16 protein-coding genes are annotated in these 19591 nt (G+C 69.1%); 15 read left to right on the plus strand and 1 reads right to left on the minus strand.

All coding sequences use genetic code 11. The annotated features are described in order from the left end of the window. The first annotated feature begins 22 nt into the window (after positions 1-22). Positions 23-1486, plus strand: a complete 1464-nt coding sequence (locus tag BDK89_RS09420) for a hypothetical protein (protein ID WP_133868715.1) — start codon at positions 23-25, stop codon at positions 1484-1486. Beyond that, positions 1483-3693, plus strand: coding sequence for a hypothetical protein (locus BDK89_RS09425; RefSeq protein WP_133868716.1), 2211 nt, complete (start codon positions 1483-1485; stop codon positions 3691-3693). The genes BDK89_RS09420 and BDK89_RS09425 overlap by 4 nt, the downstream gene beginning before the upstream one ends. A gap of 15 nt (positions 3694-3708) precedes the next feature. Here BDK89_RS09425 and BDK89_RS09430 read toward each other — a convergent pair whose 3' ends face one another. Beyond that, positions 3709-5418 (minus strand): N-acyl-D-amino-acid deacylase family protein, encoded by a 1710-nt coding sequence (locus tag BDK89_RS09430; protein ID WP_133868717.1) that lies wholly within the window; start codon positions 5416-5418, stop codon positions 3709-3711. Between the two features lie 30 nt (positions 5419-5448). Here BDK89_RS09430 and BDK89_RS22100 point away from each other — a divergent pair, with 30 nt between their 5' ends. The 13 genes from BDK89_RS22100 to metK all read left to right on the plus strand — a co-directional run bounded on the left by BDK89_RS22100 (position 5449) and on the right by metK (position 19575). After that, a complete protein-coding gene (locus BDK89_RS22100) occupies positions 5449-6159 on the plus strand; it encodes a hypothetical protein (RefSeq protein WP_208294014.1) in 711 nt (236 codons plus the stop codon). Then, positions 6156-6791 (plus strand): histidine phosphatase family protein, encoded by a 636-nt coding sequence (locus tag BDK89_RS22105; RefSeq protein ID WP_208294015.1) that lies wholly within the window; start codon positions 6156-6158, stop codon positions 6789-6791. Before BDK89_RS22100 ends, BDK89_RS22105 begins: the two co-directional genes overlap by 4 nt. Before the next feature lie 131 nt (positions 6792-6922). Beyond that, a complete protein-coding gene (gene pyrR / locus BDK89_RS22110; RefSeq protein ID WP_243839248.1) occupies positions 6923-7372 on the plus strand; it encodes a bifunctional pyr operon transcriptional regulator/uracil phosphoribosyltransferase PyrR in 450 nt (149 codons plus the stop codon). Positions 7373-7383: 11 nt separating this feature from the next. Beyond that, on the plus strand, positions 7384-8322 hold the full coding sequence (locus BDK89_RS09445) for an aspartate carbamoyltransferase catalytic subunit (RefSeq protein WP_133868719.1): 939 nt from the start codon (positions 7384-7386) through the stop codon (positions 8320-8322). Positions 8323-8548: 226 nt separating this feature from the next. Next, the gene (locus tag BDK89_RS09450) at positions 8549-9844 is read left to right on the plus strand and encodes a dihydroorotase (protein WP_133868720.1); all 1296 of its coding nucleotides are present in this window, start codon (positions 8549-8551) and stop codon (positions 9842-9844) included. Between the two features lie 730 nt (positions 9845-10574). Further along, complete coding sequence (gene carA / locus BDK89_RS09455) at positions 10575-11696, plus strand: glutamine-hydrolyzing carbamoyl-phosphate synthase small subunit (RefSeq protein WP_208294016.1); 1122 nt, start codon at positions 10575-10577, stop codon at positions 11694-11696. Next, positions 11696-14983, plus strand: a complete 3288-nt coding sequence (gene carB / locus BDK89_RS09460) for a carbamoyl-phosphate synthase large subunit (protein WP_133868721.1) — start codon at positions 11696-11698, stop codon at positions 14981-14983. Before carA ends, carB begins: the two co-directional genes overlap by 1 nt. After that, complete coding sequence (locus BDK89_RS09465) at positions 14980-15900, plus strand: dihydroorotate dehydrogenase (protein WP_133868722.1); 921 nt, start codon at positions 14980-14982, stop codon at positions 15898-15900. The genes carB and BDK89_RS09465 overlap by 4 nt, the downstream gene beginning before the upstream one ends. Positions 15901-15904: 4 nt before the next feature. After that, entirely contained in the window at positions 15905-16213 is a 309-nt protein-coding gene (gene mihF / locus BDK89_RS09470; RefSeq protein ID WP_133868723.1) for an integration host factor, actinobacterial type, read from the plus strand. Then, positions 16206-16778, plus strand: a complete 573-nt coding sequence (gene gmk / locus BDK89_RS09475; RefSeq protein WP_166657487.1) for a guanylate kinase — start codon at positions 16206-16208, stop codon at positions 16776-16778. The genes mihF and gmk overlap by 8 nt, the downstream gene beginning before the upstream one ends. 43 nt (positions 16779-16821) lie before the next feature. After that, positions 16822-17133, plus strand: a complete 312-nt coding sequence (gene rpoZ, locus BDK89_RS09480) for a DNA-directed RNA polymerase subunit omega (RefSeq protein WP_208294017.1) — start codon at positions 16822-16824, stop codon at positions 17131-17133. A 21-nt stretch (positions 17134-17154) separates the two neighbouring features. Then, the gene (coaBC, locus tag BDK89_RS09485) at positions 17155-18354 is read left to right on the plus strand and encodes a bifunctional phosphopantothenoylcysteine decarboxylase/phosphopantothenate--cysteine ligase CoaBC (protein ID WP_133868725.1); all 1200 of its coding nucleotides are present in this window, start codon (positions 17155-17157) and stop codon (positions 18352-18354) included. 33 nt (positions 18355-18387) lie between these two features. Further along, a complete protein-coding gene (gene metK, locus BDK89_RS09490) occupies positions 18388-19575 on the plus strand; it encodes a methionine adenosyltransferase (protein ID WP_133868726.1) in 1188 nt (395 codons plus the stop codon). Positions 19576-19591: the final 16 nt, after the last annotated feature.

Consider the following 19591-nt stretch of genomic DNA (forward strand, 5'->3'; position numbering starts at 1 on the left):
GAGAGGGGTAGGGTCGCTGACCATGCGGGCCGAGGAGTCGTGGCGATACTTCGTCTGCCTCGGCGTCGGGCTGCTGTTGTTCGTCCTGCTCGGCCCCGGCTGGTCGTCCGGGTTCGAGTCGCCGTTCCCCGACTCCTCGTCGTACGTCGCCGTTGCCGACATCGGGCCGTTCTCGATCGACTTCTGGTTCGCCGAGCGGCCACCCACGTACCCACTCCTCGTCTGGCTCGTCGGGCCGTCGGCCCGGGCGATCGTCCTCGCGCAGACGCTGATCTGGGTGGCTGCGTCGACCTACCTCGCCGTCACCCTGTGGCAGCAACTGTCGAACCGGATCGTCCGGCTCGTGACGATCGTGGCTGTCGGCGCCGTGCTCATCGAGACGCGCTGGATGTTCTGGCACACCCTCGTACTCACCGAGTCACTCTCGAACTCGCTCGTCCTGGCATGGCTCGCGGCATGGATCCGATGGTTCGCCGCACCGAGTGGCCGCCGCCTCGCCGGTGCGGTCGTCCTCACGGCAGCGTGGATGCTGCTGCGCGACTCCAACGCCGTGACGTTGACGGCGTCGCTGATCCCGCTCGTGGTGGCCGGGTTCGTGTGGGAGCGACGTCGTCCGGGGGAGCGGGTTCGGGGTCTGGTGACCGCCTCGGTGATCCTGATCCTGGTCGGGGTGTTCTCCGGCATCGGGCAGTGGCACACCTCGCGAGGCGAGGTGACGTTCCACAACAACGTCGGGCTGCGCTGGTTGCCCGACGAGTCGATGCGGGAGTGGATGATCGACCACGGCATGCCGTTCGACGAAGCCCTCGCCGAACGCACCGGGGGCGACGCCTGGGCCGACGGTGAGGCGTTCCTGCGAGACCCTCGTCTCGAGGAGTATCGGGACTGGGCATCGGGCCCGGGCCGTATCGCCGCCGGATGGTCGTTCGTCGCCCGCAGCCCCTGGTACATCGACCGGTTCGTCGACGAGTTGCCGATCCACACCGACTCGGGTTTCGCGGCCTACGACGCCCACCGGGTCGGCGAGCAGTTCCCCGACACCGTGCTGGGCCCGCTCGACCCGACCGGATCCCGATGGTCGATGGCGCTGTGGGGGCTCGCTGCGATCGGTGCGATCGCAGCGGCGTTCGCCGTCCGACGATGGCTCGGCGTGCTCATCACCTTCCTCGTGGTGCCGATCGCCGTCGATCTCTATCTCGTCTACGTCGCCGACGCGATCGAGGTGGGTCGTCACCTCGCCGGGCCGATGTTCCGGATGTCGATCGTCTGCATCGTCGCCGCCGGCCTGACGGCCGACGCACTCCTCGCACGACGCACGGACGGCAACGAGCACCACGACAGCGACCCGCCCGACAGCCACGAGCACGATCCCGACGATGGCCCCGGCGACGACCCCGGCGACGACCACCGCGACGATCGGCACGACACGGCCGAGTCCGGAGCCCGCCCGATGACCGACTCGCCCGGCGGCGCGGTGACGACGTGAGCGACCTCGACGACGAGACGGCCGTGGACGGCGTGGACGAGGTCGTGAACGAGCGCGACGCGGGCAGCGCAGCCGCGCGGCGGCTCACCGACGAGTCGCTCGCCGAGCGGTCGAACGGTGGATCGACCGAGCAGGAACCGACGGGCGGCCATCACCCGACGGGAGGCGAGTCGGACACCAGCTTCGCCGGTGCCGCCGCGGCGTGGGGGCCGTGGGGGGCTTGGGGCGTTGCGGTCAGCTGCACCCTGATGGTGCTGGTCGCCGCTGCATCGTTGTTCTGGATGGAAGCCCGCGGCGCCGACTTCGACCCGCAGTACATGCGCACCGTCGTCGAGCGAACCATCCGATTCGGTGGCAGCTACTACGAGAACGCCGTCCACAACAAGGGCCCGCTCGAACCGTTCCTGTACGAGATCGCGCGCCGGGTCGGTGGATTCGACGGCTTCTGGTTCATGATCGCCTTGCTGAGCCTCGCCGCGGCGTGTTGCGTCGGCGCGGCCGCTCACGTCGTGACGCGTCTGGCCGGTGGCCCGGCCGTGATCGGTGCCTCCGTGGCCGCAGGAACGATCGTCCACTTCACCCTGTCGGGTGCCGACTACGCAGGGGTCCTCTACGCCCGCAACATCACCGTCGCCCTGCTCTGCGTCATCGTCGTGATCGCCGGCACCGATGCCTGCTGGACCACCGGCCGACGTCGCATCGCCTCGGCGGCCGGGTGCGGCGTGCTGGCCGGTCTCGCCGTGCAGACGCTGCTGACCACCGTGTTCGCCGGGTCGGTGGTCCTGCTCTGGGTCGTGTGGCGGCGCGGCCGACTCGAGACGCCCCGCTCTCGGGCCGGTGTGTGGATCGTCATCGGCGGTGCCGTCGGCCTGGTCTCGGCACCGATCTGGTACCTACTGCGTGGTTCGTGGCGTGACTTCGTCGACGGATGGTGGGTCTACGCCCGATTCATGAGCGAAGCCACCGACCGCTCCCTCGCCGACCAGGGCCGGCTCGGTTGGGACTCGCTGTTCGAGTACTACCGCGAACGGCCCGAAGTGGTCGTGTTCGTCGTGCTGTGGGGTGTCGTCACGCTCGTCCGCTGGCATCGCCTCGACGGCGCGCAGCGGGCGCTCCGCCTCATGATCGGCGCCTGGTTCGCTGCGGCGTGGGTCGAGCTGATCCTGAGCCAGCGCTACTCCTCGCACTACTTCGCGGTGCTCGCCGTGCCGACACTGCTGATGCTCGCCGACCTCGTCGGGCAGGCGACGGCCCGCTTGGCTCGGACCGGGGCGACGCATCCGATCTTGGCGTGGATGCCGGCGCTCGCGATCGTGCTGTCGCTACAGATCGGCGCACTCGAAGGTCTCCGCGTCGGGGTCGAGTCGATGTGGGCGGTGCAGTCGACGGAGGAGTTCACCGAGCGGCGGGAGTCGGGATACAGCGGCCGGAGCCACACGATGCGGGCCACACTCGACGCCGTCTCCGACGAGCAGGATCCGATCCTCGCGTGGACCAGTTATCCGTGGACCTACATCGACCTGCACCGCACCTCGGCCACCCGCTACATCTGGAAGACGTTCCTGCTCGGCGAGATCTATCTCGGTCGGACGAGCGAGGAGTTCGTGCTCGACGGCACCTGGGATCGCTTCGCCGACGACCTCGCCGAGAGCGACCCGGTCGCGTTCGTGGTCGAGTCGGGGAACCCCGTCGACGAGTCGACACCGTTCGCCGATGTCGTGGAGTCGGACTTCACGCCGGTGTGGGAAGACGGCGACGGCACCCTGTCGTTCCGCAACGACGTCGCCGAGTGGCTCGAACCGAACACTGCGGGCACGCCGGTCGACCTGGCCGACGGCGACCTCATCGCGACCGACGAACCGGTCCGCCTCGACGCCGGGCTCGACCCGGTCGTGCCGGTCGTCGAGATCGGGCTGACCGGAACGGGGGGCGTCGACGCCTCGCTCACCATCAACCGCACCAACGGCAGCGTCGACGTCGACTCGTGGCGCAGCGGTGTCGCGAACTGGGTCCGCAACGTGCCGGCCCCGCCCGACGCCGGCGTGACGATCATCGTCGCCGACGACGCCGTGCTCATGGCGATCGACGGCGTCGTCGCCGGTGCGGTGTCTCGCGAGCCCGTCACCGCCGTGTGGATCACGACGGGAGCCGACGCCCTCCTCGATCCGGTCGAGTCGTCGGCCGAGCCGCCAGGTTCCGGCGGCTGAGACCCGACGTGACGCTCAGCGGGGACCGCGGACGAGTCGGCCCGGCAGCTCCCCGGTGAACTCGTCGTCGGTCACGGTCTCGACGCCGGCGCAGAACGTGTGGCGGTAGCCGCTCGCCTTCTGCACGAGGCGGGGAGCACCGCCGGGGAGGTCCCAGGCCATGCGCGGCTTGCCGAACGTGAGGGCGTCGTAGTCGATCACGTTGATGTCGGCCCGCATCCCGGGCGCCAGCAGCCCACGATCGCCGAGCCCGTACAGCTCGGCGGTCTGGCGGGTCTGACGATGCACGACGTACTCGAGCGGCATCTTCGGGCCGCGGGTGCGATCGCGCGTCCAGTGGGTCAGCATGAACGTCGGGCAGCCGCCGTCGCAGATCACCCGCACGTGGGCGCCGGCATCGGCGAGACCCATTCGGGTGCCGGGATGCATGTGCGCCTCGTAGTTGAACGACAGGTCGCCGTAGCTGTAGTTGAAGAACGGCGAATAGAGCATCCCGTGACCGTCGGCGGACAGCAGATGATCGATGACCAGCTCGATGGGGGAGACCCCGGTGCGCCCGGCGACCGAGCCGATCGAATCGTCGGGGTGCGGCTCGTAGTCGATGTCGCCGTCCGCGACCGCCCACGTCTTCCACATCGTGCCGAGCACGACCTTCTCGAAGAAGCCGTCGTCGTCGGGCGTCTCGGCGATCAGCCGGTCGCGGACCGGACCCGACCGGAGTGCGGCACACCGCTCGGCGAGGGGCAGGTCGGCGATCTCGCCGTAGGCCGGGTGGAACATCAGCGGGTGATAGCTGCCCTCCAGGCACATCAGCAGACCGACGGTACGACCGTGCACCTGGGCGACGATCGGGATGCCGTCGGCGATCGCCTCGTCGAGCTTGTCGAGCACCTCGCGCCACAGGTCGGGCGCCTGGTCGAACTGGCTGAAGTTGACGCTGACGGTGCGTCCGAAGCGGCTGGCCAGCTCTCTCATCCACGGCCACTCGCGCTCGGGCAGGATCGCGTGTTCCGGGGCGAACTGGAACACCCCGTGACCGACGTCCTGCATCGCTGCGGCGATGGCGAACAGTTCGTCGGATTCGACCATCGTGCCCGGCACCAGTTCGCCCGACTTCGACTTGTGCAGCGGGGTGCGGCTCGTGGAGAAGCCCAGCGCGCCGGCGCGCAGACCGTCGGCGACGATCGACGCCATCCGCTCGAGGTCGTCGGCCGTCGCCGGGTTGTTGACGCCGCTGCGGTCGCCCATGACGTAGCCGCGCACGGCGCTGTGTGGTACCTGGGCGCCGAGGTCGAGTACGTAGTGGCGGCGATCGAGCGCGTCGAGATACTCGGTGAACGACTCCCACTCCCACTGGATGCCTTCGGTCAACGCGGTGCCGGGGATGTCCTCGACGCCCTCCATCACCTCGATCAGCCACTCGTGCTTGTCGGGCTGAGCGGGTGCGAAGCCGACGCCGCAGTTGCCCATGACCGCCGTGGTGACCCCGTGCCACGACGACGGGGTGAGGTACGGGTCCCAGGTGGCCTGGGCGTCGTAGTGCGTGTGCACGTCGACGAAGCCGGGGGTGACGAGCAGGCCGTCGGCATCGATCTCGCGCGTGCCGGCGCCGACGTCGCTTCCGACTTCGACGACGCGATCGCCGTCGATCGCGATGTCGGCGTTGCGAGCGGGGCCGCCCGACCCGTCGATCACGTTCCCCCTGCGGATCACCAGATCATGCATGGAACCACGGTAGTGGACCATCATGAAGGCGTGACGACGGAGCACCACGGCGCCGAGCAGGCCGACGACGCGTCCGACGACGACGGATCGTCCCGAGCGCTTCGCCGGGCGTGGTTCGGTGTGGCCGTGCTCGCCGTGGCGATGGCGGGGTTGCTCGTCGGCACCGGGTTCGACCTCGGATCGTTGTTCGGCGGTGACGATCCGCCCGATCCGCTCGCCGGTCTCGACGAGATCGATTGGTCGACCGGCGTGGTGGTCGCCGGCGACGAGCACGACGGCGTGGGCGCCGACATGGTGCTGGCCGTCGGCGGTGACGACGCACGATGCGTCGGCATCCGAACCGACCCGGGCGACGAGCCGGCCCCCGTTCGGTGCGGTCTCGACGGGTTCATCAACCGGTGGGACGATCCGCAGGCGCAAGCGACCGTCCTGAGCGACTACTTCGGCTTCCTCGACGAGGTCGTGGTCGCCGACGGCGACGGCACCTGGACCAACGTGCTCGCCGGCGCCGTCAGCCCTCAGGTCGTGCGGGTGACCGCTCATCTCGGCGACGGCGGCGAGTACAGCTTCGTGACCCGCAACGAGGGCGGCTGGTTCGTGGCCGTCCTGCCGGCGTCGATCACCGATCCCGACGTCGAGACGGGCGAGCTGCTCAACGGTCCGGTCGAACTCGACCTGTACGACGACGAGGGCAACCGCATCACCGTCATCGACCTGACCCGGCCACCGGAGTTCCTGTGACGCAACGATTCGACACCCGCCACACCGACGTGCCGCAGTTGTTGGTGATCCGGCACGGCCAGACCGAGTGGTCGAAGGTCGGCAAGCACACCGGCCGCACCGACATCCCGCTCACCGACGTCGGTCGGGCCGAGGCGAGCGACGCCGCACTCACCCTCGAAGGCTGGAACCTCGTGCGGGCGTACTGCAGCCCGCTCCAGCGGGCACGCGAGACCGCCGAGATCGTGAGCCCGGCGTGCGGACTCGTCACCGATCCCGACCTCGTCGAGTGGGACTACGGCGACTTCGAGGGCGAGACCACCCCCGAATCGCGCAAGCGCATCCCCGACTGGTCGGTGTGGACGCACGAGATCACCGGCGGCGAGTCGTACGACGAGGTGGGGGAGCGGGCCGACCGGTTCCTCGCCCGGTTCGACGACGAGGTCCCCACCGGGAACGGCGTGGTGTTCGCCCACGGCCACTTCCTGGCGATCCTGATCGCCCGCTGGTGCGGCCTGCCTGCCATCGAGGGTCGCCGGTTCGCCTTGGCGACCGCGACGGTGAGCCTGCTGGGCTGGCATCGGGAGGATCGTGTGATCCGCGCCCTCAACCATCGTGTCGGCCGAGTTCTCGACCCGCCGTTCCGAACCTGACCCGGTTTTCGCGCTAGGTTGCACGCCTGACCGTTAAGGCGGGTCCCGTGAGGCCCGAACGGCAGGAGTACAACGTGAGTCACCCCAAACAGGTCCTCGGACCTGACGACGTGCGACGCGCGGTCACGCGCATGGCGCACGAGATCATCGAGCGCAACCAGGGCACCTCGGGCATCGCCCTCGTCGGGTTGCAGCGAGGCGGCGTCTGGCTCGCCGAGGCGTTGGGCGAGGCGATCGCCCGCATCGGCACCACTGTTCCGGTCGGTTCCGTCGACTGCTCGCTCTACCGCGACGACATCGGCCTGCGACCCGTCTCACCCGGCAGCGTCAGCCAGATCGACTTCGACGTCGACGGTGCCACGATCGTTCTCGTCGACGACGTGCTGTACACCGGACGAACCGTGAAAGCGGCCCTCGACGCGATCACCGACTACGGCCGACCGACGGCGGTCCAACTCGCCGTGCTCGTCGACCGCGGCCACCGCGAACTGCCGATCCGGCCCGACTTCGTCGGCAAGAACCTGCCGACCTCGTCCGACGAACAAGTCGCCGCCACCGCCGACGGCGTCACGATCGCCTGAGGAACCCGCCCGTGCAGCACTTCCGCTCGATCGACGAGGCCGGCCCCGACGCCGTCCGTCGTCTGCTCGACCTCGCCGATCACATGGCCGAGGTCAACCGCCGCCCGAACCCGAAGGTGCCGGCCCTGCGAGGCAAGACCGTGTGCAACGTGTTCTTCGAGGACTCGACCCGCACCCGGCTCAGCTTCGAGACCGCCGCCAAGCGGCTGTCGGCCGACACGATGAACTTCGCCGTGTCGTCGTCGAGCCTCAACAAGGGGGAGAGCCTCCGCGACACGATCGAGACGATCGCCGCGATGGGCGTCGACGCCTTCGTGATCCGGCACAAGTCGACCGGCACACCCTGGCAGATCGCCCAGTGGACGAACGCTGCGATCGTCAACGCCGGTGACGGCTGGCACGCCCACCCGACCCAGGCCCTGCTCGACTGCTACACGATCCGGACCGCGTTCAATCGCCCCGATGGATTCGACGGGTTGCGGATCGCGATCGTCGGCGACGTCAAGCACAGCCGGGTCGCCCGCTCCGACATCGAGGCGTTCGCGATGCTCGGCGCCGACGTCACCCTCGTCGCGCCGAAGACACTGCTGCCTCCCGAGACCGACGGCATGCCGGTCACCGTCACGACCGACCTCGACGCGGTCCTGCCCGACCTCGACGTGCTCTACCTGCTGCGCATGCAGACCGAGCGCATGACCGAGGCCCTGGTGCCCGACCTGCGTGAGTACACCACCCGGTTCGGCCTGACGCCCGAGCGGGTGCCGCGGCTCGCCGACCACGCCCTGGTGATGCACCCCGGCCCGATGAACCGTGGCGTCGAGATCGCCGTCGACCCGGCCGAACTGCCCGGTTCGGTCATCACCCAGCAGGTCACCAACGGCATCGCCGTCCGCATGGCGGTCCTGTTCGACCTCCTCGGCAGCGGCACCCTGCCGGAGGCATCGTCATGACCGAGATGACCACCATGGCCGCGAGTACCACCATGCCCGCGAGTACCACCATGCCCGCCCGACCGACGCCCCGGACGTGCAGTCGATTCAATCGCCTGGGTGTCCACGGGTGGACGCCTGGTGGATTCAATCGCCTGGGTGTCCGGTCGGGGGCGGCAACGGGGCTCCGGACGTGGAGTGGTTGGAATCGCCCGGGTGTCCGGGCCGGAGATGAGGAGCGACAGCGATGAACCAGTACCTGATCCAGGGTGGCACCGTGATCGACCCGACGGGGGAGCGGCGTGCCGACGTCCTCGTCCGTGACGGTGTGGTCGCCGCCGTCGACGAGCACCTCGGCGAGTCACCCGACGCCGGTGGTGCGACCGTGATCGACGCCGCCGGCTGCGTGGTGTCGCCCGGGTTCGTCGACCTGCACACCCACCTCCGGGAGCCCGGCAAGGAAGAGGCCGAGACGATCGAGACCGGTTCACGTGCCGCCGCCAAGGGTGGCTACACGTGCGTGGTTGCGATGCCGAACACCGACCCGACGCAGGACTGCGTCAGCGTCGTCGAGTTCGTCCGCAAGCAGGGCGAGGCGGCCGGGCTGTGCGACGTGCGGCCCTCCGGCTCGATCACCGTGGGCCGCGCCGGCACCCAGCTCACCCCGTTCGCCGAGTTGGCCGAGGCGGGTGTGCGGATCTTCACCGACGACGGCTCGGGGGTACAGGACCCGCTCCTGATGCGTCGGGCGTTCGAGTACGCGCTCGATCTCGACATCGTGCTCGCCCAGCACTGCGAGGTCGCCCGGCTGACCGAGGGTGCCGTGATGCACGAGGGGCACTGCTGCTCGACGTTCGGTCTGCCCGGATGGCCGTCGATCGCCGAGGAGCTGATGGTGTACCGCGACATCGAACTGGTCCGCCTCACGGGTGCCCCGGTGCACATCCTGCACCTGTCGACCGCCGGCAGCGTCGAGTTGGTGCGTCGGGCGAAGGCCGATGGCCTGCCGGTCACCGCCGAGGCGACGCCGCACCACATCAGCCTCACCGACGAACTGCTCGCCGGGTACTCGGCGCTCTACAAGGTCAACCCGCCCCTGCGGACGATGGCCGACGTCGAGGCGGTCCGCGGCGGACTGGCCGACGGCACGATCGACGCGATCGCCACCGACCACGCGCCGCACGCACCGGAAACGAAGGAGCAGCCGCTCGACCAGGCGCCTCCGGGCATGCTCGGCCTCGAGACCGCGCTCGGTGTCGGCCTGGCCAGCCTCGAGATGTCGGTTGCGGAGGTCGTCGCCGCCCTCAGCTGGAAACCCGCCGCCATCGCCGGCGTCGCCGACACCCACGGCCGCCCGATCGCCCCGGGAGAACCCGCCAACCTCACGATCTTCGACCCGAACGAGACCTGGGAAGTGATCCCGGCAACCCTCGCCAGCAAGTCCAAGAACACCCCCTTCGTCGGAGTCGAACTGAAGGGCAAGACCAAGCACACCCTCCTCCACGGAGCCCCTACGGTCCTGGACGGGAACCCCCAACGCTGATGCAAGAACATGCAGTGAGCTGTATGATCATGCGTATCGATCAGTCAGCTCGGACCCACCACGACGCGAACCGCACGGCGCAAGACGCCAGGCCCACGTCCTGCGTATCAACGCATCCCCGTGGTAGCGACGACGAACGGAGTGAGCCTTGGAGCGTTCACCATGACGTCTCTGAGGGCACAGGTCGACCTGACCGAGCAACAGCATCTGCGAGCCTCAGCCGCCGGTGCCACCCACCGGTATCCCGGACCCTGCTCGACGTCCACCACCCACCGGTGTCCCGGACCCTGCTCGGCGTCCATCACCCACCGGTGTCCCGGACCCTGCTCGGCGTCCATCACCCACCGGTGTCCCGGACCCTGCTCGACGTCCATCACGCATCCCGACCCGACCCCGCAACAGCACCTGCGAGCCTCAGCCGCCGGTGCCGCCCACCGGTATCCCGGACCCTGCTCGACGTCCACCGCCCACCGGTATCCCGGACCCTGCTCGACGTCCACCACGCATCCCGGCCCGACCCGGCAGCAGCACCTGCGACCACCACGAGCCGGTGCCACCCACCGGTAACCGGGACCCTCCTCGACGCCCCTCCCGCACCCACCCCAGGAGCAACACCCATGACCATCGACTTCGTAGACGGTTTCCACCCGAGTCTGCGCCCCCGGTTCTGCCCGGCCACTCGAGTTGGTCGAAGCGACGGCGAGCGCAGCGAGCCCTGGAGCGTGGCGAAGTGATTCGTGAAGGAGCCCTCGTCCTCGCCGACGGCAGTGTTTTCGAGGGCGAGCTGATCGGCCCCGATCCCGCCGGCACGGCGCGCATCGCCACCGGGGAGGTCGTGTTCAACACGGCCCTGTCCGGCTACCAGGAGATCATCACCGACCCGAGCTATGCGGGCCAGATGGTCACGTTCACCTACCCGCACATCGGGAACTACGGCGTGAACGCCCACGACGTCGAGTCGCGCGGCGCCTTCGCCCGCGGCGTGATCGTCCGCGACCTCGCCCGCCGCGCCAGCAACCACCGGTCCGAGGGCCACCTCGCCGACCTGCTCGAGCAGCACGGCATCCCGGGCATCGCCGGGATCGACACCCGTCGCCTCACGCGCATCATCCGTGACTCGGGTTCGATGCCCGGTGCATTCGGCGACGCGAGCGAATCCGACCTGCGGGCCGCTGCCGAGGCCGAGCCCGGTACCGACGGCATCGACCTCGTCGCCACCGTCACCACGGCCGAGCCGTACACGGTCGAACTCGACGGGGCGCCGGACCGGACGATCGTCGCCTACGACTTCGGCATCAAGACCACGATCGTCCGCCAGCTCGCTCAGCTCGGCCGCGTCGAGGTCGTCCCGGCGGACACCAGCGCCGACGACGTCATGGCCCGGAACCCCGACGGCGTGTTCCTCTCGAACGGACCCGGCGACCCCGCCGAGGTCGGCTACGCCGCCGAGGCGATCGCGCAGCTGATCGGCAGGGTCCCGATCTTCGGGATCTGCCTCGGTCACCAGCTGCTCGGCCTGGCGCTCGGCGCCGGCACCGTCAAGCTGCCGTTCGGGCATCACGGCGGCAACCATCCGGTCCAGAACGTCGACACCGGCCGGGTCGAGATCACGAGCCAGAACCACAACTTCGCCGTCGACCCCGACTCGTTCGCCTCGCTCGACCGCGCCGTGCGCATGACCCACGTCAACCTCAACGACGGTGTCTGCCAGGGCCTGGAGGTGGTGGGCGAACGCTGCTTCAGCGTGCAGCACCACCCCGAAGCCGGACCAGGGCCGCACGACGCCCGCTACCTCTTCACCCAGTTCGACGAGCTCATGGCCGGGAACACGAACGGAAAGGTCTCCGCCTGATGCCGCGCCGCGACGACATCGACAGCATCCTCATCATCGGCTCCGGCCCGATCGTGATCGGCCAGGCGTGCGAGTTCGACTACTCGGGCACGCAGGCGTGCCGTGTGCTGCGTGAGGAGGGCTACCGCGTCATCCTCGTCAACTCGAACCCGGCGACGATCATGACCGATCCGGACTTCGCCGATGCCACGTACGTCGAACCGATCACGTGGGAGGTGGTCGCGTCGATCATCGAACGCGAGCAGCCCGACGCAGTGCTGCCGACACTCGGCGGCCAGACCGGACTCAACACGGCGATGGAGCTCTACGAGCGCGGCCTGATCGGCGTGCCCGGCACGCCGGAGATGATCGGTGCGAACGCCGAGGCGATCGCCACGGCGGAAGATCGGGAGCGGTTCAAGGTCGCGATGACCGAGATCGGTCTCGAGTCACCCCGCTCGGCGATCGCCCACGACATGGATCAGGCGCGCAGCGCCATGGACGAGATCGGTCTGCCGATCATGATCCGCCCCGCCTACATCCTCGGTGGCCGCGGCACGGGCATCGCCCACACCGTCGAACAGTTCGAGAAGATGGCGAAAAACGGTCTCGACGCCAGCCCGATCAGCGAGATCCTCATCGAGGAATCGATCGCCGGGTGGAAGGAATACGAGCTCGAGGTGATGCGTGACCGCGCCGACAACTGCGTGATCATCTGCTCGATCGAGAACGTCGACCCGATGGGTGTCCACACCGGCGACTCGATCACCGTTGCGCCGCAGCAAACCCTCACCGACGTCGAGTACCAGGAGATGCGCGACGCTGCGATCGCATGCATCCGCCGTGTCGGTGTCGAGACCGGCGGATCGAACGTCCAGTTCGCCGTCGACCCGGCGACCGGACGCCAGGTCGTGATCGAGATGAACCCGCGTGTGTCGCGTTCGTCGGCACTGGCGTCGAAGGCGACCGGCTTCCCGATCGCGAAGATCGCCGCCAAGCTCGCCGTCGGCTACACCCTCGACGAGATCCCGAACGACATCACCCAGACCGAGACGATGTCGACGCCCGCCAGCTTCGAGCCGACGATCGACTACGTCGTCACGAAGATCCCGCGCTGGGCGTTCGAGAAACTGCCCGGCACATCGGGCGTGCTCGGCACCCAGATGCAGTCGGTCGGCGAGGCGATGTCGATCGGGCGCACCTTCCCCGAATCGCTGCAGAAGGGCCTGCGGTCGCTCGAACAGGGCCGCCTCGGCCTGAACTGCGATCCGGTCAGCGAGCAGTACGCGTCGATCTCCGACGACGATCTGCTGCAGAGCACCGTCACCCCGACGCCCGAACGCATCTTCCACATCGGTGAGCTGCTGCGACGCGGCGTGTCGATCGAGCGGATCAACGAGACGAACCACTTCGACCCGTGGTTCCTCGACCAGATGTCGATCATCGTCGAGGAGCAGGCCGTCCTCGCCGAGACCGGCCTCGAGGCCATGACGAAGCGCAGCTTCCGCCGCGCCAAGCGGCTCGGCTTCTCCGACGCCCAACTCGCGTGGCTGTGGGCGACCGACGAGATGACCGTGCGGGCGGCCCGCGAAGCGCTCGGGGTGATCCCGACGTACAAGACGGTCGACACCTGTGCCGCCGAGTTCGACGCCGAGACGCCGTACCACTACTCGACCTGGGAGGACGAGACCGAGGTCCGTCCGAGCGACCGCCAGAAGGTCGTCATCCTCGGGTCGGGCCCGAACCGGATCGGCCAGGGCATCGAGTTCGACTACTGCTGCGTGCACGCCAGCTTCTCGCTGCGCGACGCCGGCTACGAGACGGTGATGGTCAACTGCAACCCCGAGACCGTGTCGACCGACTACGACACGAGCGACCGGCTCTACTTCGAACCGCTCACCAAGGAAGACGTGCTCAACGTCATCGCCGCCGAGCAGCCGCACAAGGTGATCGTGTCGCTCGGCGGGCAGACGCCGCTCAAGCTGTCGGGGGAGATCCCGACCGAGCTGGTGGCGGGTACGTCGGCGCAGTCGATCGACGACGCCGAAGACCGCGAGAAGTGGAACGCCCTCTGCGACGAGCTCAACATCCCGCAGCCTCCGGGTGGTACGGCCGTCGATCTCGAGCAGGCGCTCTCGATCACGGACGAGATCGGCTTCCCGGTCCTGGTCCGCCCCAGCTACGTGCTCGGTGGGCGGGCGATGCAGATCGTCCACGACCGCAACCATCTCGCTCGGGCGATGGACGAACTCTCCGGGTTCGGCAGCCTCGGCAAGGAAGGCGGCCTGTCGGCCGAACGGCCGGTGCTCATCGACCGCTTCCTCGCCAGCGCGACCGAGGTCGACGTCGACGCCATCCGCGACCACACCGGTGAGGTGCTGATCGGCGGCGTGATGGAACACGTGGAAGAGGCCGGCGTGCACTCCGGCGACTCGGCGTGTGCGATCCCGCCCCAGACCCTGCCCGACTGGGTGGTCGAGGTCATCAAGGCGTACACGACGGCCATCGCCCACCGTCTCGACGTCCGCGGCCTCATCAACGTCCAGTACGCCGTGGCGGGCACCACGGTGTACGTGATCGAGGCCAACCCCCGGGCCAGCCGCACCGTGCCGTTCGTCGCCAAGGCGAAGGGGCTGCCGCTCGCCAAGATCGCCACCCGGGTCATGCTCGGAGCGACGCTCGCCGAGCTGCGCGACGAAGGGCTGCTGCGTGAGCCGGTCACCGGCCACGTCGCCGTCAAGGAAGCCGTGCTGCCGTTCAACCGGTTCCCGGAGGTCGACCCGGCGCTCGGACCCGAGATGCGTTCGACCGGTGAGGTGATGGGCATCGACGACACGTTCGGTCGGGCCTTCTTCAAGGCCGAACTCGCAGCCGGGAACGGTCTGCCGAGCGACGGCACGGTGTTCCTCTCGCTGAACGACACCGACAAGCCGGCCGGCCTCGTCGTCGCCCGCCAACTCCGCGAGCGGGGCCTCGGCCTCGTCGCCACCGAGGGCACCGCCGACTACCTCCGCAAGTTCGGGGTCGAGGTCGACCGGGTGCTCGGCAAGGTCCAAGACGTGACGCCGGACGGTTCGGCCGAGCCGACGGCGGTCGACCTCATCGCCGACGGCACGATCCAGTTCGTGGTGAACACGCCGCGTGGTTCGGTCGGCCGTAGCGACGGCGAGCACATCCGCAAGGCGGCGAGCATGCACCGGGTCAGCTACCTGACGACGGTCAGCGCGGCACTCGCCGCCGCCCAGGGCGTCGACGAGACCCCGTCGACGCTGCCGGTCAAGAGCCTGCAGGAGTTCCACCAGCGATGATCGTCGACGGCGTCGATCTGTCGGTCTCGATCGGCTCGGTCGAGCTCGGGTCGCCGGTGATGGCGGCGTCGGGCACCGCCGGGTACGGCGACGAGTTCGCGCCGTTCTTCGACCTGTCGACGATCGGCGCGATCGTCACCAAGTCGATCGCCGCGTTCGAGTGGGCCGGCAACCCGGCGCCGCGCGTGCACTCGACCCCGCAGGGCATGATCAACGCCGTCGGCCTGCAGGGCCCGGGGATCGACGTCTGGCTCACCGACCACCTCCCGGCGCTCCTCGCCACGGGCGCGACCGTGGTGTGCAGCATCTGGGGCCGCTCGGTGGACGACTACCGGCAAGCCGCCGATCGCCTCGCCGACGCCCCCGAGGGTGTCGTCGCCGTCGAGGTCAACCTGTCGTGTCCCAACCTCGAAGGGCGGGGCAGCATCTTCGCCCACGACGCCGAGCTGTCGGCCGAGGTGATGGCCGCCACCGCCGGGTGCGGCCGTCCGCGGTGGGCGAAGCTCAGCCCGAACACCGACCGGATCGTCGACGTGGCCCGAGCGGTCGCCGATGCCGGCGCCGAGGCGGCCACCGTGGCGAACACCCTGCTCGGCCTGGTGTACGACCCCGACACGTGGCAGCCCGCACTCGGCAACGGCGGGGGAGGCCTGTCCGGACGAGCGGTCCATCCGGTCGCCGTTCGCGCCGTCCACGACGTCCACCAGGCGTTGCCCGATCTGCCGATCATCGGCGTCGGCGGTGTCGCCGGCGGCTGGGACGCGATCGAGTTCCTCCTCGCCGGAGCGAGCGCGGTCCAGGTCGGCACGGCCAACTTCGCCGACCCGCGCACGTGCCCGCGCGTTCGCGACGAGATCGCCGCGACTCTCGCAAAGCGCGGTATCCACCGCGTGATCGACGTGCACGCGGTAGTTTGAACGCATGGCAACACCTCCTCAGTTGACTCCGGAGCAGCGGGCTGCGGCCCTTGCGAAGGCCGCCGAGGCACGCGCCGCCCGAGCCGACATCAAGGCCCGCCTCAAGATGGGGTCGATGAGCCTGCAGGAAGCCCTCGACTCGGACGACCAGAACGTCGGCAAGCTGAAGGTCGTCTCGATGCTGGAATCCCTGCCCGGTGTGGGCAAGGTGAAGGCCCGCCGCGTGATGGAGGAGATCGGCATCGCCGACAACCGTCGCGTCCAGGGTCTCGGCGCGCAGCAGCGTGCGGCACTGCTCCAGCAACTTGGCTGACCGTCGGCTCATCATCGTCGTCTCCGGCCCCGGAGGCGTGGGCAAGGGCACGATCGTCGATGCCCTCGTGAAACGCGACCCTGGCCTGTGGCTCAGTCGGTCGTGGACCACCCGCGACCAGCGGCCGGGCGAGGCGGACGACGCGTACGTGTTCACGACCGGTGAACGGTTCGAGGAGCACATCAGCAACGACGGGTTCCTCGAGTGGACCGAGTTCCTGGGCAACTACTACGGCACCCCGCGTCCCGATCAGCTCGACGACCCCGAGTCGCCCGACATCGTGCTCGAGATCGAGGTCGACGGCGCTCAGCAGGTGAAACAGCAGTATCCCGAGGCGATCCTCATCTTCGTGACGCCGCCGAGTCGCGACGAACAGGAGCGTCGCCTGCGCGGCCGTGGCGACCCCGACGACAAGGTGCACGCCCGACTCCGCAAGGCCGAGAAGGAAGAACCGGTCGGACGGGCGATCGCCGATCACATCGTCATCAACGACGAACTCGACCGGACCCTCGACGAGATGCAGTCGATCATCGCGGTCGAACGGTCTCGGCGCTGCGGCCGGTAGGCTGGCCGACGCTGTTCGAACACCCTCGTACTGGAGTTGATGCATGGCGCAGAGCCACGACACGATGATGAACCCCTCGATCGAGGGCCTGCTCGGCCGGGTGGACTCCAAGTTCAGCCTGGTCACGCTGGCCGCTCGTCGGGCGCGCAACATCAACTCGTACTTCAACCAGCTCGGTGAGGGCCTCGGTCACATGGTGCCGCCGCAGGTGTCGTCGACCGCTCGCAAGCCGATCAGCATCGCCTTCGAGGAGATTGCGGCCGACAAGATCGTGCTGACCGACGCTCCCGAGGAGCCCGAGGCGACGCTCGACCTGCCCGAGGGCGACGCCGAACTCGCCGACGGCGACAGCTGACCCATCTCGGTCGACACGGTCATGCTGGCCGGTAAGCGGATCGTTCTCGGCGTCACCGGGGGCATCGCCGCGTACAAGGCCGTCGAACTGAGCCGTCGCCTCGTCGACGCCGGCGCCCACGTCGTGCCGGTGATGACGAAAGGCGCCGAGCGATTCCTCGGCCCGACGACGCTGTCCGCGCTCGCCAGCGAAACCGTCAAGACCCGGCTCTGGGACGACCCCGAGACGCCGATCCCGCACACCAAGCTCGGTCAGGGTGCCGATCTGATCCTCGTCGCCCCGGCGACCGCACGGTTGATCGGCGCCTACCGCTCCGGCCTGTCGACCGATCTGCTCACGAACGTGCTGCTCGCCACGCGGGCACCGGTGATGCTGTGCCCGGCGATGCACACCGAGATGTGGGAGCACCCCGCCGTCGTCGACAACATCGCAACGCTTCGTTCGTGGGGCGTCCACATCGTCGATCCCGAGAGCGGCCGGCTGGCCGGTGGCGACTCGGGCGCCGGCCGCCTCGCTGCGCCCGAGACCATCGTCGCCGCCGTCGAGCGGCTGCTCGGCCCTCGCGACCTCGACGGCGTGCACGTCGTCGTCAGTGCCGGCGGCACCCGCGAGCCGATCGACGCCGTCCGCGTCATCGCGAACCGCTCGTCGGGCAAGCAGGGCTACGCCGTCGCCGCCGAAGCGGCAGCACGCGGCGCGTCGGTCACGATCGTGTCGACCGTCGACCGCCCGGCTCCGGTCGGTGCCGCCGTCGAGCGCGTCGAGACCGCCGCCCAGATGCAGTCGGCCATGGAGCGCCTCGCGCCGAGCGCCGGCGTGGTCGTCATGGCCGCCGCCGTGGCCGACTTCCGCCCCGCTGCAGCGGTCGACCGCAAGATCAAGAAGCACGACGGCGTTCCCGAGATCGTCCTCGAACCGACGCCCGACATCCTCGCCGGGCTCGGCGCGAACAAGCCGGCCGGTCAGGTGCTCGTGGGCTTCGCCGCCGAGACCGACGACATGGCCGCGAACGCGCAGCGCAAGCTCGTCGCCAAGCACCTCGACCTGATCGTCGCCAACGACGTCGCCGCCGACGCGACCGGCTTCCAGCACGACACCAATGCCGTGACGCTGTTCTCGCCCGATCAGTCGCCGGTCGAGGTCCCCCTCGCCGACAAGCGGCAGATCGCCGCCGCCGTCATCGACCGGGTGGTCGCCCTCCGACGGGCCGCCACCGACTAGACAATCCATTCGCCGACTACACAGGAGACAACCGTGGCTCAGTGGACCTTTACCTCCGAGAGCGTGACCGAGGGTCACCCCGACAAGATGGCCGACCAGATCAGCGACTCGGTCCTCGACGCGATCCTGGAGAAGGACCCCGACGGTCGCGTCGCCTGCGAGACGATGGTGACGACCGGCCTGTGCGTCATCGCCGGTGAGATCACGACCGACGCGTACGTCGAGATCCCCAAGATCGCTCGCGAGACGATCATCGACATCGGTTACGACGACGCCCGCAAGGGCTTCGACGGCAACACCTGCGGGGTGATCGTGTCGATCGACGAGCAGAGCCCCGATATCGCGCAGGGTGTCGACTCGTCGGAAGAGGTCCGCTCCGGCACCGCCGGTGAGGATGCGCTCGATCTCCAGGGCGCCGGCGACCAGGGCATGATGTTCGGCTACGCCTGCGACGAGACCGACGACCTGATGCCGCTGCCGATCTGGACGGCGCACCGTCTCTCGGAGCGCCTGACCGAGGTCCGCAAGTCGGGTGCGCTCCCGTACCTGCGTCCCGACGGCAAGACCCAGGTCACGTACCGGTACGAGGACGGCAAGCCGGTCGGCGTCGACACCGTGCTCATCTCGACCCAGCACCAGGACGGGATCGACCGCGACTCGGTCATCCGCCCCGACCTGATCGAGCAGGTCATCCGTCCGGTGATCCCCGAGCAGTTCGCCGACGACGACTACACGATCTGGATCAACCCGACCGGCAACTTCGTCATCGGTGGTCCGCACGGCGACTGTGGCCTCACGGGTCGCAAGATCATCGTTGACACCTACGGCGGCATGGGCCGCCACGGCGGCGGCGCCTTCTCGGGCAAGGACCCGTCGAAAGTCGACCGCTCGGCTGCCTACGCATCGCGCTGGGTCGCCAAGCACGTCGTCGCCTCCGGTGCCGCCGAGCGCTGCGAGATCCAGGTCGCCTACGCGATCGGTGTCGCCCACCCGATGTCGATCTTCGTCGAGACGTTCGGCACCGCCAAGGTCGACCCGGCCACGATCGAGTCGGCCGTGCGTGAGGTCTTCGACCTGCGCCCGGGCGCCATCGTCCGCGATCTCGAACTGAAGCAGCCCGGCTACCGCCGCACCGCCGCTTACGGCCACTTCGGCCGCTCGGGCTTCAGCTGGGAAGAGGTCTCGCGCCTCGACCAGTTCAAGGCTGCCGTCGGCCTCTGATCGCCGACACGGGGCT

It is taken from the genome of Ilumatobacter fluminis (assembly GCF_004364865.1).
GTDB lineage: Bacteria > Actinomycetota > Acidimicrobiia > Acidimicrobiales > Ilumatobacteraceae > Ilumatobacter > Ilumatobacter fluminis.